Annotated in this window: 13 protein-coding genes and 3 rRNA genes; all 16 read left to right on the forward strand. The window is 64.1% G+C overall.

Annotated features, from left to right (window positions below; all coding sequences use genetic code 11):
• Positions 1–125: 125 nt before the first annotated feature.
• Positions 126–536, forward strand: a complete 411-nt coding sequence (locus ACOOF5_RS12395; RefSeq protein ID WP_420439574.1) for a hypothetical protein — start codon at positions 126–128, stop codon at positions 534–536.
• 147 nt (positions 537–683) lie between these two features.
• Positions 684–1,784 (forward strand): N-acetyl-gamma-glutamyl-phosphate reductase, encoded by a 1,101-nt coding sequence (gene argC, locus ACOOF5_RS12400; RefSeq protein WP_420439576.1) that lies wholly within the window; start codon positions 684–686, stop codon positions 1,782–1,784.
• Entirely contained in the window at positions 1,781–2,752 is a 972-nt protein-coding gene (argB, locus tag ACOOF5_RS12405) for an acetylglutamate kinase (protein WP_420439578.1), read from the forward strand. The genes argC and argB overlap by 4 nt, the downstream gene beginning before the upstream one ends.
• A 125-nt stretch (positions 2,753–2,877) precedes the next feature.
• Complete coding sequence (locus tag ACOOF5_RS12410) at positions 2,878–4,146, forward strand: acetylornithine/succinylornithine family transaminase (RefSeq protein ID WP_420439580.1); 1,269 nt, start codon at positions 2,878–2,880, stop codon at positions 4,144–4,146.
• Complete coding sequence (gene argF / locus ACOOF5_RS12415; RefSeq protein ID WP_420439582.1) at positions 4,146–5,087, forward strand: ornithine carbamoyltransferase; 942 nt, start codon at positions 4,146–4,148, stop codon at positions 5,085–5,087. Before ACOOF5_RS12410 ends, argF begins: the two co-directional genes overlap by 1 nt.
• Positions 5,084–5,545, forward strand: a complete 462-nt coding sequence (gene argR / locus ACOOF5_RS12420) for an arginine repressor (RefSeq protein WP_420439584.1) — start codon at positions 5,084–5,086, stop codon at positions 5,543–5,545. Before argF ends, argR begins: the two co-directional genes overlap by 4 nt.
• Positions 5,546–5,557: 12 nt before the next feature.
• Complete coding sequence (gene argH / locus ACOOF5_RS12425; RefSeq protein WP_420439586.1) at positions 5,558–7,030, forward strand: argininosuccinate lyase; 1,473 nt, start codon at positions 5,558–5,560, stop codon at positions 7,028–7,030.
• A 16-nt stretch (positions 7,031–7,046) separates the two neighbouring features.
• Positions 7,047–7,742: an NUDIX hydrolase gene (locus ACOOF5_RS12430; RefSeq protein WP_420439588.1), complete on the forward strand. Its 696-nt coding sequence runs from the start codon at positions 7,047–7,049 to the stop codon at positions 7,740–7,742.
• Positions 7,743–7,799: 57 nt separating this feature from the next.
• Entirely contained in the window at positions 7,800–8,048 is a 249-nt protein-coding gene (locus tag ACOOF5_RS12435) for a hypothetical protein (protein WP_420439590.1), read from the forward strand.
• Between the two features lie 64 nt (positions 8,049–8,112).
• Positions 8,113–8,382, forward strand: a complete 270-nt coding sequence (locus tag ACOOF5_RS12440; protein WP_420439592.1) for a hypothetical protein — start codon at positions 8,113–8,115, stop codon at positions 8,380–8,382.
• Positions 8,379–9,386: an ABC transporter ATP-binding protein gene (locus ACOOF5_RS12445; RefSeq protein ID WP_420439594.1), complete on the forward strand. Its 1,008-nt coding sequence runs from the start codon at positions 8,379–8,381 to the stop codon at positions 9,384–9,386. Before ACOOF5_RS12440 ends, ACOOF5_RS12445 begins: the two co-directional genes overlap by 4 nt.
• Positions 9,383–10,150: an ABC transporter permease gene (locus tag ACOOF5_RS12450; RefSeq protein WP_420439596.1), complete on the forward strand. Its 768-nt coding sequence runs from the start codon at positions 9,383–9,385 to the stop codon at positions 10,148–10,150. Before ACOOF5_RS12445 ends, ACOOF5_RS12450 begins: the two co-directional genes overlap by 4 nt.
• Before the next feature lie 52 nt (positions 10,151–10,202).
• On the forward strand, positions 10,203–11,474 hold the full coding sequence (gene tyrS, locus ACOOF5_RS12455; protein WP_420439599.1) for a tyrosine--tRNA ligase: 1,272 nt from the start codon (positions 10,203–10,205) through the stop codon (positions 11,472–11,474).
• 491 nt (positions 11,475–11,965) lie between these two features.
• Positions 11,966–13,485: ribosomal RNA gene (locus ACOOF5_RS12460) — 16S ribosomal RNA — on the forward strand.
• Positions 13,486–13,722: 237 nt separating this feature from the next.
• Positions 13,723–16,804: ribosomal RNA gene (locus ACOOF5_RS12465) — 23S ribosomal RNA — on the forward strand.
• Positions 16,805–16,974: 170 nt separating this feature from the next.
• A 5S ribosomal RNA gene (gene rrf, locus ACOOF5_RS12470) occupies positions 16,975–17,091 on the forward strand.
• The 16S, 23S and 5S rRNA genes sit together here, the layout of an rRNA operon.
• The last annotated feature ends 186 nt before the right edge of the window (positions 17,092–17,277 follow it).

The following is a 17,277-nucleotide window of genomic DNA, read 5'->3' on the forward strand; positions in this document are numbered from 1 at the left end:
TGGGCAAGCGATGACGATACCCGCTCTGCGAGTGAACGCTTTCCGCCACCGCTTGCTGCTGGGCCGCTGTCATAGGATTCGCAAGGAAATTACGGTTGCGGCGATCGACATGCTGGTGACTGGACTTGTTTGAAATGCCCCAAGAAAGCCCATGGGCGAAATGGGAACGACTCAGCAGCTACTCCTGGGGCGATCTCGAGAAAGCCGCGCGATCGTCGTCGCAACGACGTCGACGGCTACGCGTCGTGTATGTGATATCGATCGCAATCATTTGGCTGGGTTCAATGCTTGTTGATTTGGCTACTAATGACCACGAATCCGGTTGGCGGTTGATCGTCGATGCGGCCATTCCGAATCCGTTCCCGGCGATAGTGATTGCCTATCTAGGGCTCGGTGCTGCACTCGCCAAGAGGAGCAAATTGACCGACGAGGAGGCGTGTGCCCTAGCCGACGAGGTCGAGGAGGAAGAGCGCGAGACACGGGAGTTCGCGAAGTGGCTATGGACGGGACGCGGGCGCGGGCCTGGCCAGAAGTGAGACACGGCATACCACCGGTTCCGTAGTATGTGTGCATAAAAGTGCACATCGCCGCATAAGACCGCGGGGTGCGTGCTAAGCTCGGCTGCGGTCGCCGAAGGCGTATCGGATCCGCGCCGAGTGTGCAAGCCCCCACAGGACGAGGTCATGGCCGACTCAGCCCCACCGCACGACATAGCGACTTCTGAAGCGGTCGCCGCCCCCAAGACTGACGCTGAGGCCACTCCCACCGCTGTGCGGGTGGGGATTGTGGGCGCATCCGGCTACACGGGTGCGGAGCTGCTGCGGCTCGCAGCCACACATCCATCCTTTGACGTAGTCGCCGTTACGGGAGATACCCAGGCGGGTGCCGCAGTCCGCGACCTGTATCCCAGCTTGGCGGCCGACTATGGCGACCTTCGCTACTGCGCATACGACCCGGAGATCTTCGTCGGGCTCGACGTGGTGTTCCTGGGCTTGCCGCACATGGCCAGCGCACCCGTTGTCGCCGACCTGTACAAGCGGGTCGGCTGCGTGGTCGATCTGGGCTCGGACTTCCGACTGGTCGACGCGGCGATGTACCCCCAGTGGTACGGCGCAGAGCACCCACTACCGGAGTTGCTGGGCGAATTCCCCTACGGGCTTCCCGAACTCGGCCGCGAGGCATTGCGCGGCGCCGCGGGAGTCGCCGTTCCCGGGTGCTATCCCACCGCAGCGGCGCTGGCCCTGGCGCCGTTCGCCCGCGGCGGGTTCATCTCGACGAGCGGGGTCGTGATCGACGCCGCATCGGGGGTCAGCGGCGCGGGTCGGGCGCCCAAGCCCGCCACGACATTCTCGACCGTCGACGAGGACTTCGTGGCCTACGGCTTGCTGGACCACCGCCACACGCCCGAGATCGAGCAGGCAACCGGGTGCCAGGTGCTGTTCACGCCGCACCTGGCACCGATGGTGCGAGGCATTCTGGCCACCTGCTATGCCAGACCATCGGAGGGCATGACCACCGACGATGCCCTTGGCGTACTGGCTGACTTCTACGCAGATGAGCCGTTCGTGGTGACCCATCGCGACGCCCCGCACACCAAGGCGACACTCGGTGCGAATACATGCCATCTGAGCGCACGAGTGGATCCCCGCACCGGCTGGCTCGTGGTGCTCAGCGCGATCGACAACCTGGTCAAGGGCGCATCGGGCGGCGCCGTGCAATGCGCGAACATCGCTCTCGGCCTGCCCGAGACGGCTGGCCTGCCAACGACGGGATTGATGCCATGACCCCCACCGGCGATCATTCCGATCACGCACAGACCGCCGGCAGCGACAAGTCCGATCCGGCACAGGCCGACGACCGCGATGTCGACGGCATTCACGCCCAACAGGTCGAGCGTGCCGAGCTGCTGGTGGAGATGCTGCCGTACATCAGCCGTTGGCGCGACGCGGTGGTAGTGGTCAAGTTTGGCGGCAATGCGATGGTCGACACGGCACTGACCGACGGCTTTGCTGCTGATGTCGTGCTGCTGCGCCAGATCGGCATGGCGCCGGTTGTCGTTCACGGCGGCGGCCCGCAGATCGGCGATCTCATGGCGCGCCTCGGCAAGACGTCGGAGTTCCGCGACGGGCTGCGAGTCACCGATGCGGAGACGCTGGACATCGCACGCATGGTGCTCGTCGGCAAGGTCAACCGCGACATCGTCGGCGCCATCAATGTCCACGGACCGCTGGCTGTGGGAATTTCAGGCGAAGACGGCCGGGTCATCACCGCAACCGCCCGCAATCCCGATCTCGGTTTCGTGGGCGACGTCACCGACGTGAACACCGACCTGCTCGAGCGCCTGCTCGCCGAGGGGTTGATCCCGGTCATCTCCACCATCGGCGCGGACGCAAAGGGGCAGGCGTACAACATCAACGCAGACACCGTGGCCGGCGCCGTGGCAGCGGCTCTGGATGCTGAGAAGGTCGTCTACCTCACTGACGTCGCAGGGTTGCTCGACGATGTCGACGATCCAGGCTCGCTCGTGCGCCGCACGTCGGCCGACTCGCTCGCTGCGCGTCTGGCCAGCGGGAAGATTGCGGGCGGCATGATCCCGAAGATCGAGGCCTGCATCAGCGCGGTTCGCAATGGCGTCAACAGCGCGCACCTGCTCGACGGCCGCATCCCGCACGTGGTGCTCGTCGAGCTGTTCACCGACGCCGGAGTCGGCACGATGATCACTCGTGATCGGCCGCACTCGATTGTGAATTGACAGATCCGCCCACGAAGCACCCAAACGACGCAGCGATGGGCGACCCCACAAGCACCCCCAGAACACCAGCACCACACGACCCACCGACATCCGAACGGGCCGTCCCACAGCAAGGTCACGAACTCATGACACAGACCACGACAAGTGCCACCAACGGGCTCGACTCCCATGCAGCAGCCATGGGCGGCGCAAGTCTGGAGCATTGCCCGCTCATGCCGACCTACGGTCCGCCGCCGGTGCAGTTTGTTCGGGGCAGCGGCTGCGAGCTGTACGACCGCGACGGCAAGTGCTACCTCGATTTTCTGGCAGGGCTGGCAGTGACGTCGCTGGGCCACTCCCACCCCGCTGTCGCCGATGCGCTCAATGAGCAGGCGCGCACGCTGTTGCACGTGTCGAATCTCTTCGGCACCGAGCCGCAAGTCGAGGTTGCCCAGACCATCGACCGGCTCCAAGGCGGCGGCGGCCAGGTCTTCTTCTGCAACAGCGGCGCCGAGTCGCTCGAAGGGGCCATCAAGCTCGCGCGCAAGTACGGCGGCCGTGGCCGCTACGTGGTGGTCAGCGCACTGCGGTCGTTCCATGGGCGCACTCTGGCGACCCTGCACGCCACCGGCCAGCCCGAGAAGCACGAGACGTTTCAGCCGCTGCCCGACGGATTCCGTCACGTGCCCTACAACGACGCAGCGGCGCTCGAGGCCGCGCTCGACCCGAGTTGCTGCGCGGTGCTGCTCGAGGTCGTCCAGGGCGAGGGCGGCGTCAACGTCGCCGACGGCGAGTACCTGCGTCGCGTCCGCGAGATCTGCGACGAGCGCGCCATGGCACTCATCATCGATGAGGTGCAGACCGGATTGGCGCGCACCGGCAAGTGGTTCGCCTGGCACCACCACTTCGAGCCGTCCGGAGGGCCGTCGGGCGCGGTCCGCCCAGACATCGTGACCATGGCCAAAGCGCTCGGCAACGGGGTGCCGATAGGCGCCGTCTGGGCCCGTCGCGAGGTGGCCGGCGCTTTTCAGCCCGGCGACCACGCCACGACGTTCGGCGGCCAGCCGTTGGCCGCCAGCGCAGCGCGAGCGGTGTTGCGCACCATGGAGTCCGTCGATGCGCCGGGCCTGTCCGCAGCGCGCGGCGAAGAACTGGCGGGCAAGCTCATGGGCATCGACGGCGTTGTCGACACCCGCGGGCTGGGCTTGCTCATCGCCGCCGAACTCGACACCCCCGCTATCGGCCGCAGCGGTCCCGAAGTGGCCGCAGCGTGCTTAGAGGCCGGTCTCGTGATCAACGGCATCACCCCCACAGCAGTGCGCTTTGCGCCGCCCCTGGTGGTGTCGAGCGAGCAGATCGACGAAGGCCTGGCGATCTTTGCGAGCGTGCTCGCCGACGCAGGGAAACCGGGCTGATGCGGCACTTCCTCGAAGTCGACGACCTGTCGCCAGATGAGCTGCGCTGGGTACTTGAAGTGTCGTCGCGCCCTGTCGCCGATGCGCCGGCAGTGCTTGCCGGCGACGGCGTTGCATTGGTGTTCGAGAAGGCATCGAACCGCACGCGCAACTCGATGGAGATGGCTGTGCGCCAGCTCGGCGGCCACCCCGTCTACATCCGACCCGAAGAGGTGGGGATGGACGTTCGCGAGACAGCCGAGGACATCGTGCGGACGCTGGCTTGCTACCACGCGCTCGTCGCCGCCCGCGTCTTTCGACACAGCCATCTCGAACGGATGGCGGCGTGCGAGGTGGCACCGGTCCTGAATCTCCTGTCCGACGAGGCCCATCCGTGCCAGGCACTGGCAGACCTCTTGACCATCTCGCAATGCGTCGGGCTCGAAAGCACCACGCGGGTGGCATTTGTCGGCGATGCCAACAACGTGTGGCGGTCGCTCGTCATCGGCTGCGCCATGCTGGGAATCGAGAGCTCGCTCGCGGTGCCGCCGGGTTATGCGCCCACCGCCGAGACCCTCGAGCGACTCGACTCGTTGGGAGGCGGGTGCAAGATCACTGACGACCCGACCGAAGCCGTCGAGGGGGCCCACGTCGTTTGCACAGACGTGTGGACATCCATGGGCCAAGAGGACGAGCAGGACGAACGCGTCGCCTCGTTCGGTCCGTACCAGGTCACCGCAGACCTGATGTCACACGCTGCGGACGGGGCAGTCTTTCTGCACTGCCTGCCGGCGCATCGGGGGGAGGAAGTGGCCTCCGACGTCATCGACGGCCCCGCGAGCAGGATCTGGCAGCAAGCCGAGAACAGGATGCATACCGCGAGAGGACTGCTGGCCTTCCTGGCAGGTCCGGCGCAGCACGAATCGCCGTCAGCTCGCCCAGCGCTCGGGGAAGGGTCATGACCACCAAGGCTCAGCGGCAGCATCTCATCCGTGAACTGCTCGCCAGTCACGAGATCGGGGGCCAAGCTCAGCTCGTCGCACTGCTGGGCGAGCGCTCCGTCGACGTCACCCAGGCCACCGTCAGCCGTGATCTCGACGAAATGGGAGTGGCCAAGATGCGCACAGCGGGCCGCACCGTCTATGCGGTGCCGGAGGCGGACGCGCCCGAAAGCCTGCCGCCCAACACCCTGCGCCGGGTGTTCGGAGACTGGGTACTCGACGTGCAGTGCTCGCAGAATCTGGTGGTGCTGCGCACCCCGCCCGGATCGGCGCACGTGGTCGCATCGGCCATCGACCGCAGCGAGTTCCGCGGCGTGATCGGCACTCTGGCAGGTGACGACACGCTCCTCGTCGTCGCTGCGGAGGAGCTTGGCGGCCCCGCTGTCGCCGAGCACTGCCGGGAGCTGGCCGACTTGTGAGCTTGCAGGCCGATGTTTTCTGACGACGCGCCTGCCGGCGAAGCGCCTTGCGACGAGCGCCCGACCGGCGCGACGGGGACCGTCCCGACCACTTTGTGGCACGGCCGGTTCACCGGCGCGCCAGCGGATGCGCTCGCGGCACTGAATGACTCCCTGCCGTTCGATCAGCGAATGTTCGCCGAGGACATCGCTGCGTCGCGGGCTCACGTTTCGATGCTGGCCGCCGTCGGGCTTCTGTCGCCAGGCGAACGCGACGACATCGCGGCCGCCCTCGACGAGGTCGAGCGGGAGATCGCCGAGGGCGCCATGGTCTGGGCCCCGTCCGACGAAGACATCCACACCGCCGTCGAGCGCCGGGCAACTGAACTCTGCGCTGCCGCTGCGAAGATGCACACAGGTCGCAGCCGCAACGACCAGGTCGCGACCGATCTGCGCCTGTGGACGCGCAACGCGCTTGACGAGCTGACGCAGCTGGTGGTCGACCTGGCGCGCACGCTCGCCCGCAGGGCTCGACAGGCACACGAGACGGGTCTGCGACTGCCGGGCTACACACACCTGCAGCAGGCGCAGCCGGTGGGGCTCGCTCATCACCTGGCAGCGCACGCGTGGGCACTCCTGCGAGATGTCGAGCGGCTCGGCGATGCCAGGCGTCGCACCGACGTGTCGCCGCTCGGCGCCGGCGCGCTCGCAGGATCGACGTTGCCGTTGGACCCCTCCCTGACCGCCGCAGCACTGGGGTTCGCGCGAATTTTCGAAAACTCCCTCGATGCCGTCAGTGATCGCGACTTCGTTGCCGACGCGCTGTACGCGTTGGCGATGACCGGTGTGCACCTGTCACGCCTCGGTGAGGAGCTGGTGCTGTGGTCGAGTGCCGAATTCGGTTTCGTCACGCTGGATGACACATTTGCCACCGGTTCGTCGATGATGCCGCAGAAGAAGAACCCTGATGTCGCCGAATTGGCGCGCGGCAAATCGGGGAGATTGATCGGCCACCTGACGGGTTTGCTGGCGACGCTGAAGGGACTGCCGCTCGCCTACAACAAGGACCTCCAGGAAGACAAGGAGCCGCTGTTCGACGCGGTTGACACGGTGCGGCTGGTGACCTTGGCGCTCGACGGTCTCATGGGGACCGTCGCATTCAATGCAGACGCCATGGCCGCAGGCGCCGACGACCCGTTCGCGGCGGCGACCGACCTGGCCGAATGGCTCGTGGCCCGCGGCACGCCGTTCCGCGACGCGCACGAACTCATCGCCGGGCTCGTGCGTCAAGCCTTGGACGGCCCCGATCCCTCATCGCGGCCCAGTCGGCTGGCCGCACTGGTGAGGGCGCACCCCGATCTCGGCGCCGAAGCCGCGCAGCTGCTCACACCCGGGTCAGCACACGTCAGGCGCACGACGCCGGGCGCGGGCGGTCCCGATGCTGTCGCCATCCAGCTGGAGCGTCTTGAAGCCGCACTCGAAGCGGCCGGCGCCGTCGGAGGCTGAGCCGAATGGCAAAGCCGTGGCCCGAGTGGCCCGTGAGCGCAGCGAACAAGAGCGGGCAATAGTGCGCTTGGGCTCGGCACCGGATCCGCCGGTGCGCTTGGGATTCGCCCGCCAGTCCGATATCGGGGCATTGCCTGATGACCTCGGCGCCGCCGCCGCGACGGTGTGTGCGTTTGTCCCCCGCGACCGCACGCAGTCCATCCACCGCCGGCGATTGATCGACTTCGCCGCCCGGCACCCCGATGCGCTGCATCGAACGTGCGAGGTCGGGCACTTGACCGCATCTGCTTGGGTCGTGAATCACGACGCAACGAGGGGGCTGGTGCTGCTGCATCGCAAGATCGGTCGCTGGCTGCAGCCGGGCGGACACGCCGATGGAGAGGGTGCCCTGACAAGTGTCGCGCTGCGCGAGGCGACTGAGGAAACCGGCATTGACGGCCTGGAGGTGTGGACCGAACCGATCGACGTTGACGTTCACTTGTTCGTCAATCGCCGGCGCACTGAACCCGACCACCTGCACTTCGACGTGCGCTTCTTGGTCCGCGCGCCGGCGCATGCGATGCCCAGCGCCAACCACGAGTCCGAAGGCCTGAGGTGGATCTCGCGTCGTGAGCTCACCGACCCTGGGCTGGGTCTCGATGCCAGCACGCGCCGGCTGGCGCACTACGGCTTCGATCTCGCCCGCACCGTCGGCCCAGGGCGCGACGGATAGTGCTGTCGTCCCGCACGGCTGCCGTGAGCGGCCAGTGCGGGAACGTACGGTGACGCTGTGCGCGAGGTACTGCTGGCGGTCGAGAACGTCGTCCTGCTGCTGTGTGGCTTGGTGGCGGGCTGGGTAGCGGTCACCTACCTGCCGGGCCCTGTGCTGGGGGTGATCGCGATCACCGTGGTCCTGGCTGTTGGCGGCCGGCTGTTGTTCAACGGGACCTTCTGGACCACGGGAATCGGTCTGGTCATCGCGGGCATCGCCGGCGCCGGGTTCTACGTCGCCGACGCGGTGGCTTCGCTGGGGGGATGACCGCACTCGCCAGCAGTAGGCGAACACCCACCCACGGGTAGCGTGACCGAATGGAGCGGGCACCGTGCTGATCGTCGCAGCCGCCGTCGCGGCGCTGATCATGGCCGGTGGAATCGTCGACATCCTGCGGCTCGGCCGAGGTCGATTCGCCGCCGCCGGCAAGCGTCGCTGGCGCTGGGTTCTGCTGATCATCTACAGCGGACCGCTCGGCGTCCTGCTGTACGCAGCCGCAGTCCGGCCCCAGATCGTCCATCCCGAGCGCTACGTCGACGACCCCGCGGACGGACTCGCCGGTGATCCCAGCAGCGCAGCGATCGGCGGGCACCCGGGGTGAGCGAGGGAGCCGATCTCGCCATCGAGGTCTCCGGGCTGTACAAGCGCTACGGCGACAACGAGGCCGTGGCCGGCGTCGACCTGTCGGTCGCTATCGGAGAGGTCGTGGCCTTTCTGGGTCCCAATGGTGCGGGCAAGACCACCACCGTCGAGATTCTCGAGGGCCTGCGCACCCGAACGTCGGGAGACGTGCGGGTGCTGGGTGTCGATCCTGCGGAGGCCACGTCTGCCTGGAAGGAGCGCATCGGCGTTGTCCTGCAGGGCGCCAAGCACGAGGGTGACTTCACCTCGTCGGAGATCGTGACGATGTGGTCGGCCTACTACCGGTCACCTCGATCAACCGCTGAAGTGCTGGAACTCGTGGGGCTGTCTGATGCAGCCGGAACCCGGACTCGCCGGTTGTCGGGAGGGCAGCAACAGCGGCTGGCCGTGGCGCTTGCTCTCGTGGGCAGCCCCGAGCTCGTGTTCCTGGACGAGCCGACGACCGGCTTCGACCCTGCTGCTCGCCGCGAGGCGTGGCAGACCATCGGTGGCCTGCGAGCGCTGGGCGTGACGGTCATGCTGACGACCCACTACATGGATGAGGCCGACCTTCTGGCAGACCGGATCGTGGTGATCTCGCGGGGCCGAATCGTGGCCGATGGCACTGCCGCCGAGCTAGCGGCGCATGCAGCGATGCCGTCGCAGATCAGCTGGGACGCTGCAGAGTTGAGCAGTGACCGGCTGCCCCGCCAGTTGAGGGATCTGCTCGGGGCCGACGAATCCTCCGCGCCGCCAGCATCACCGGACGCCCGAGCGGTGCCGCCCGCACGGCCCACCATCGCCACTCAAGACGTCGACGCCGTGGTGCGAGAGCTGCTCGCAGCAGCCGGGGGGGCCGGCACACGATTGGACTCGCTAGCGGTCCGGCCGCCGACCCTCGAGGACACCTATCTGGCGTTGACGCGAGACGAGTCCAAGGCAGGCGAGTTCACCCGAGACGAGATCACCGGAGACAGTCCGTGAGGGGTCTGCGCCAGCTTCGCAGCGAGGCGTCGTTCAACTTGCTGGGTTTCCGGCGCAGTCCGGCAGCCACCTTCTTCACGGTGATCCTGCCGCTCATCTTCCTGGTGATCTTCACCTCGATCTTTGGCAACGAGGTCGTCAGCTCGACTGGGGCGCGTGTCGCAACGTTGTATGTCCCCGGGATCCTGGCGCTGGCACTGGTCTCTGCGAACTTCATGAATGCGGCCATCGTGACGGTGATCCGGCGAGAGAGCGGCGTGCTCAAGGCCATGCGGGCGACGCCGCTGCCGCCCTGGGTCTATGTCGGCGGGCAGGTTGCCGCGTCGCTGGTACTGACCGCGGTGATGACAGTGCTGGTGATCGGCATCGGTTGGCTCGGATACGGCGTCGAAGTCCAGTCGGCTGCGTTGCCGAGCCTGTTCATCACTCTCGTCGTGGGCGCCGCTGCGTTCTCGGCGCTGGGCCTTGCAATCACGTGCGTGTGCCCCAGCGAGCAGGCCGCGCCGGCGATCGCCAACATGTGCGTGCTGCCGCTGTACTTCGTCTCCGACGTGTTCATCCCGTCTGAGGGAGCGCCGCGCTGGATGACGCTCATCGGCGACATCTTCCCCATCAAGCACTTAGCTCTCGCGCTGGGTCGCACGTTCGACCCGTTCGTCGAGGGAGTTCCATGGCCGGTAGGGCGCTGGCTGATGCTCGGCGTCTGGGGTCTGGGCGGGGCGCTGGTCGCTGTGCGCTACTTCCGCTGGACGCCGCGCGGCTGAATTCACATCAATTCGTGACCGTCCGGCGCGACTTGTCAGGCAGACTGGCGGCGTGGACATCCTGGCGGATCTCGAGGCACGTGGTCTGATCCATCAAACGACCGACCGCCAGGTGCTCGCGCAGCGCTTGGAGAGCGGCCCGATCACGGTCTATTGCGGATTCGATCCCACTGCTGCCAGTCTTCACGTCGGCAACCTCATGGGTCTGCTCACACTGCGGCGGCTGCAAATGGGCGGGCATCGCCCGATTGCCCTCGCCGGGGGCGCCACCGGCATGGTCGGCGATCCCAGCGGACGCTCAACCGAGCGAAACCTGCTTGATGACGACGCGCTGGCCCACAACCTCGAAGGGATCGTCCCCCAGCTCCGGCAATTCCTCGACTTCGACGATGGCCCGTACGCGGCCAGACTGCTCGACAACCGCGCGTGGACCGTCGGCGTCGGCGTCCTCGACTTCCTGCGGGATGTCGGCAAGCACGTCACGGTGCAGCAGATGGTCGGCAAGGAGTCGGTCCGCAACCGTCTCGACGAGGGCGACGGCCTGTCCTACACCGAGTTCAGCTACATGCTGCTGCAGGCCTACGACTACCTATGGCTCGCGGAGAACGTCGAATGCGAGCTGCAGGTCGGCGGCTCGGACCAGTGGGGCAACATCGTGCTGGGCATCGACTTGATCCGGCGCCGGCTGGGTCGTCCCGCCCATGCACTGACGTGGCCGTTGCTCGCGCGCAGCGACGGCACGAAGTACGGCAAGACCGCAGGTGGTGAGACGCTGTGGCTCAGCGCTGACACCATGAGCCCCTATCGCTTCTACCAGGCGTGGATCGGCGTGGACGATGTCGATGTCGCGAAGCTGCTGGCCCAGCTCACGTTTCTCGGCATGGACGACGTACGCGAGGTCGCCGCAGAGCACGAGGCAGATCCGAGCCGCCGCGCCGGACAGCGGCGTCTCGCAGCCGAGATCACACGGGTCGTGCACGGAGACGCCGCCGCCACGGCTGCTGCGGGTGCCAGCGAGGTGCTGTTCGGCGGAACGGCGTCGTTGCGCGAGGTGCCGGCGCCTGCGCTCGCGTTCGTAGCCGAGGAGGTGCCGTCTGGCCCGCTGCGGGAGCTCGGCGCGTCCATCGTGGACGTGCTGGTCGACGCGGAGCTGGCGCAGAGTCGCAGCGAAGCGCGCAGAGCGCTGGCCGAGGGCAGTGTGTACCTCAATGGTGATCGCACCAGCGATCCCGACCGTCTCGTCGAGGCAAATGACCTGCTGTATGGCCGATATGTGCTGCTGCGGCGGGGAAAGAAGCGCTGGCACGTCGCGACCGCGCCCTGAGGTTGCGGCAGAAAGCCAATATCCGCTGGCCGCGGTGGTTGCGGAGGCAGGCTGCCGCCTGTATTGTCATGCCTCCCCCTCGCGGGCCGTATTGAGGTCCAGAGGGGTTCGACACCTCCGGCGGCGTCGCCCGAAGCACTCTTTCGCAGAGAGCATCGGCTGGCGCCGATCGAGTGTCAGCTGCCGGCGGATTCGCCTCAGCAGCGCTCCTTGACAACAGAACAGAGGACGAAAACGCCAGTGCGGGCGATTGGCTGCTGGATTCCAGCCGCCGGTCGAACCACACAGCCGGTCCACGGTCTACCCAGACCGGGGACCAACTTGTTCGTGCCGTCTCATCAAGCTTGCCTCGTGCAGGCCGACGTGCGACGGTGCACCAATTCCAGTCAGCTGCCGCAGGACGGGGGATTTCCCTCCGGATCGTGGCAGGGGCTCTTCGATCGTGCCAGTAATGAAATGCGGCTCAGCCGCACGACATTACGGGTCTGATCTCGATGGAGAGTTTGATCCTGGCTCAGGACGAACGCTGGCGGCGCGCTTCATCCATGCAAGTCGAACGAACCCGAGACTTCGGTCTCAATGGGAAAGTGGCGAACGGGTGAGTAACACGTGAGAAACCTACCCCGGAGATGGGAATAGCCCAGGGAAACCTGGATTAATACCCGATATCCTGCCTGCACCTCATGGTGCGTTCAGGAAACGCTCCGGTGCTCCGGGAGGGTCTCGCGGCCTATCAGCTTGTTGGTGAGGTAACGGCTCACCAAGGCATCGACGGGTAGCTGGTCTGAGAGGACGATCAGCCACACTGGGACTGAGACACGGCCCAGACTCCTACGGGAGGCAGCAGGAGGGAATATTGCGCAATGGGCGAAAGCCTGACGCAGCGACGCCGCGTGGGGGAAGAAGGCCTTCGGGTCGTAAACCCCTTTCAGCAGGGACGAAATTGACGGTACCTGCAGAAGAAGCGCCGGCCAACTACGTGCCAGCAGCCGCGGTAATACGTAGGGCGCAAGCGTTGTCCGGATTCATTGGGCGTAAAGGGCTCGTAGGCGGTTTGGTAAGTCGGGTGTGAAAACTCAGGGCTCAACTCTGAGACGCCACTCGATACTGCCATGACTAGAGTCCGGTAGGGGAGTGTAGAATTCCTGGTGTAGCGGTGAAATGCGCAGATATCAGGAGGAATACCGATAGCGAAGGCAGCACTCTGGGCCGGTACTGACGCTGAGGAGCGAAAGCGTGGGGAGCAAACAGGATTAGATACCCTGGTAGTCCACGCCGTAAACGTTGGGCACTAGGTGTGGGTCCCATCCAACGGGATCCGTGCCGTAGCTAACGCATTAAGTGCCCCGCCTGGGGAGTACGGCCGCAAGGCTAAAACTCAAAGGAATTGACGGGGGCCCGCACAAGCGGCGGAGCATGTTGCTTAATTCGAGGCAACGCGAAGAACCTTACCTGGGTTTGACATGTTGGGGACAGCCGCAGAGATGCGGTTTCCTTATGGTCCCATCACAGGTGGTGCATGGCTGTCGTCAGCTCGTGTCGTGAGATGTTGGGTTAAGTCCCGCAACGAGCGCAACCCTTGTCCTATGTTGCCAGCGCGTAATGGCGGGGACTCGTGGGAGACTGCCGGCGACAAGTCGGAGGAAGGTGGGGACGACGTCAAGTCATCATGCCCCTTATGCCCAGGGCTGCAAACATGCTACAATGGCCGGTACAAAGGGCTGCGAAACCGTGAGGTCAAGCGAATCCCATAAAGCCGGTCTCAGTTCGGATTGGAGTCTGCAACTCGACTCCATGAAGCCGGAGTCGCTAGTAATCCCGGATCAGCAACGCCGGGGTGAATACGTTCCCGGGCCTTGTACACACCGCCCGTCACACCACGAAAGTTGGCAACACCCGAAGCCAGTGGCCCAACCCGCAAGGGGGGGAGCTGTCGAAGGTGGGGTTAGCGATTGGGGTGAAGTCGTAACAAGGTAGCCGTACCGGAAGGTGCGGCTGGATCACCTCCTTTCTAAGGAGTCACCTCCGAGACAGAGGCCACTGTGGTCTCAGGTCTCAGATGGAGATTCCCAGTTGGAGCACTGGTGCTGTCTGATACCAGTCAGCTCGTCCTCTGTTCTGCTGCCAGGGAGCGCTGTGGCGCGCTCTCACGCCGCAGCTCTTTGATAACTGCATAGCGATGCACGAGCATCAAGACCCTCTGCGATTGAGCGGAGGGGATTTGATTCTTCGAGACTGAGTATCGATATACCAAGCTACGAAGAGCCAATGGTGAATGCCTTGGCGCCGAACACCGATGAAGGACGTGATAGGCTGCGATAAGCCACGGGGAGCCGCCGAATAGGCTTTGATCCGTGGATATCCGAATGGGGAAACCCGGCACCTTTTATCGGGTGTCACTCCTGCCTGAATCTATAGGGCAGGTAGAGGGAACGAGGGGAATTGAAACATCTCAGTACCCTGAGGAAAAGAAAGCAACAGCGATTCCCGGAGTAGCGGCGAGCGAAATGGGAATAGCCTAAACCGAGTCCGGTGGTAAAGCCTGGTGGCGTTGCCGGATCGGTGTTGTGGGACATCCCCGACCGAGCACCAGATCGGTCAAGGAGTTACAAAGCAAGTAGATAGCGGAACCGTACAGGAAAGGCGGGCCACAGAGGGTGACAGCCCCGTACGCGAAATCTATTTGTCTCCTGGGATTGCTCCCGAGTAGCGCCGGTTCCGTGAAGGCCGGCGTGAATCTGCGAGGACCACCTCGTAAGGCTAAATATGTGTCGGCGACCGATAGCGAACTAGTACCGTGAGGGAAAGGTGAAAAGTACCCCGGGAGGGGAGTGAAATAGTACCTGCAACCATTGGTTTACAAGCAGTTGAAGCGCTACTGGACACTCGTGTCCAAGCGCGACAGCGTGCCTTTTGAAGAATGAGCCAGCGAGTTACGGTGTGTGGCAAGGTTAACCAGCGATGGGAAGCCGGAGCGAAAGCGAGTCCGAATAGGGCGCACAGTCGCATGCTGTAGACCCGAAGCCGTGTGATCTATCCATGGGCAGGGTGAAGCGGAGGTAAGACTCCGTGGAGGCCCGAACCGACCTAGGTTGAAAACTGGGCGGATGACCTGTGGATAGGGGTGAAAGGCCAATCAAACACGGTGATATCTGGTTCTCCCCGAAATGCATTTTGGTGCAGCGTCGCACGTTCAGCCATGGAGGTAGAGCACTGATTGGGCTAGGGGGCCCACAAGCTTACCGACCCCAGTCAAACTCCGAATGCCATGGCTCCAGAGTGCGGCAGTGAGTCCACGGGGGATGAGCTTCGTTGGACGAGAGGGAAACAGCCCAGAACGCCGGCTAAGGCCCCTAAGTGTGTATTAAGTGGCAAACGATGTGGGATTGCCCAGACAGCCAGGAGGTTGGCTTAGAAGCAGCCACCCTTGAAAGAGTGCGTAATAGCTCACTGGTCGAGTGGTCCTGCGCGGATAATGTAACGGGGCTAAATACACCGCCGAAGCCGCGTCTTTGAATTCGCCTACGGGTGAGTTCGAGGGGTAGGGGAGCGTCGTGCCTGCAGCGAAGCCGGAGCGTGAGCGCCGGTGGAGCGGGTCCGAGTGAGAATGCTGGCATGAGTAGCGAGAGAGGGGTGCGAATCCCCTCCGCCGTAAGCCCAAGGGTTCCTGGGGAAGGCTGGTCCTCCCAGGGTTAGTCGGGAGCTAAGGCGAGGCCGAGAGGCGTAGTCGATGCACAACCGGTTGATATTCCGGTACCACCGCGTGCGCGCCCAGTCCGAAACACGGTTGCTAAGGGGCTGTCCTCCCTACGGGGAGGGCGAACCGACCCACCGAGTGGAGGACAGCAATGAGGGGACGCAGGAGGATAGGTGAACCCAGGCGATGGTAGACCTGGGGTAAGCGAGTAGGACGGGGACTAGGTAAGTCCGGGCCCCATGAAGTCTGAGACGCGATGCCGAGCCGCTACAGGCGAAGTCACTGATTCCATGCTGCCTAGAAAAGCCTCTAGCGAGTTCACGTGGTGCCCGTACCTAAACCAACACAGGTAGGCAGGTAGAGCATACTCAGGCGAACGGGAGAACTGTGGTTAAGGAACTCGGCAAATTGCATCCGTAACTTCGGGAGAAGGATGACCCCAAGATGGTGACGACACTTGCTGTTTGAGCCTGAAAGGGTGGCACAAAATAGGGGAAAGCGACTGTTTACTAAAAACACAGCAGCGTGCGAAGTCGTAAGACCATGTATACGCTGTGACGCCTGCCCGGTGCCGGAAGGTTACGGGGAACGGTTAGCTCTTCGGAGCGAAGCTGTGAACCTAAGCCCCGGTAAACGGCGGCCGTAACTATAACGGTCCTAAGGTAGCGAAATTCCTTGTCGGGTAAGTTCCGACCTGCACGAATGGCGTAACGACTTTCCCACTGTCTCAACCACAGACCCGGCGAAATTGAAGTACGAGTAAAGATGCTCGTTAGCTACAGAAGGACGGAAAGACCCCGTGGACCTTTACTATAACTTGGTATTGGGTTGTGGCACGTGTTGTGTAGGATAGGTCGGAGACTAGGAAGCGTGTGCGCCAGCATGCGTGGAGTCAACCTTGAAATACGACCCTGCTCATGTCGGAACTCTAACCTAGGACCCTGATCGGGTTCGGGAACAGTGCCAGGCGGGTAGTTTGACTGGGGCGGTCGCCTCCCAAATGGTAACGGAGGCGCCCAAAGGTTCCCTCAGACTGGTTGGCAATCAGTCGTCGAGTGCAATGGCACAAGGGAGCTTGACTGTGAGACATACAGGTCGAGCAGGTGCGAAAGCAGGGCATAGTGATCCAGCGATTGCGTGTGGAAGCGTCGTTGCTCAACGGATAAAAGGTACCCCGGGGATAACAGGCTCATCTTCCCCAAGAGTCCATATCGACGGGAAGGTTTGGCACCTCGATGTCGGCTCATCGCATCCTGGGGCTGAAGCAGGTCCCAAGGGTTGGGCTGTTCGCCCATTAAAGCGGTACGCGAGCTGGGTTTAGAACGTCGTGAGACAGTTCGGTCCCTATCCTCTGTAGCTGTAGGAGATTTGAGGAAAGCTGTCCGTAGTACGAGAGGACCCGGATGGACGCAGCTCTCGTGTGCCAGTTGTTCCGCCAGGAGCACGGCTGGTTGGCGACCTGCGGAAGGGATAAGCGCTGAAAGCATCTAAGCGCGAAGCCTGTTCCAAGATGAGATCTCCCACTGGTACAACCAGGTAAGGCCCGTGGCAGATAACCACGTTGATAGGCCGGATGTGTAAGCACAGCAATGTGTTCAGCAGACCGGTACTAATCGGCCGAGGGCTTGGTATCGATACTCAGCCTCGAGGAAGCGCATGGCACGGCCGTGCGCAGCGCGTGCATCGCTTTGCAGTGCTTGGAATCTGCGTACGGCTCGACCGCACGCAATCATGATCTGTGCGTACGGCACGACCGCACGCAGTCATGATCTGTGCGTACGGCACGACCGCACGCACCTGATCTCCGGTGGTTATGGCGGCAGGGCCACACCCGTTCCCATTCCGAACACGGAAGTTAAGCCTGCCAGCGCCGATGGTACTTGGGGGCAATTCCCCTGGGAGAGTAGGTCGCTGCCGGAACCCGAACCCCCGTCGTGTAAGCGGCGGGGGTTCTTCGCGTCTGGGGACCTAGCCTCGAAGGGTGGCAGAAAATCGGCGACCGCCTCGCAAAGGCCCGAGACGGCGTCCTGACAGCGATCGCGATCGACGGCAGACGCCCCGTAATCGAGATCAGACCGGTCGCCGTCGCAACGGACCCGCCGGTGG

It is taken from the genome of Candidatus Poriferisodalis sp. (assembly GCF_965214215.1).
In the GTDB taxonomy this organism is placed as follows: Bacteria; Actinomycetota; Acidimicrobiia; order Acidimicrobiales; family Poriferisodalaceae; genus Poriferisodalis.

Bases quoted from the DNA above. Each gene is read 5' to 3' on its own strand.
- argC (WP_420439576.1), top strand. From the start codon at position 684: ATGGCCGACTCAGCCCCACCGCACGACATAGCGACTTCTGAAGCGGTC.
- argB (WP_420439578.1), top strand. From the start codon at position 1,781: ATGACCCCCACCGGCGATCATTCCGATCACGCACAGACCGCCGGCAGC.
- ACOOF5_RS12410 (WP_420439580.1), top strand. From the start codon at position 2,878: ATGACACAGACCACGACAAGTGCCACCAACGGGCTCGACTCCCATGCA.
- argF (WP_420439582.1), top strand. From the start codon at position 4,146: ATGCGGCACTTCCTCGAAGTCGACGACCTGTCGCCAGATGAGCTGCGC.
- argR (WP_420439584.1), top strand. From the start codon at position 5,084: ATGACCACCAAGGCTCAGCGGCAGCATCTCATCCGTGAACTGCTCGCC.
- argH (WP_420439586.1), top strand. From the start codon at position 5,558: ATGTTTTCTGACGACGCGCCTGCCGGCGAAGCGCCTTGCGACGAGCGC.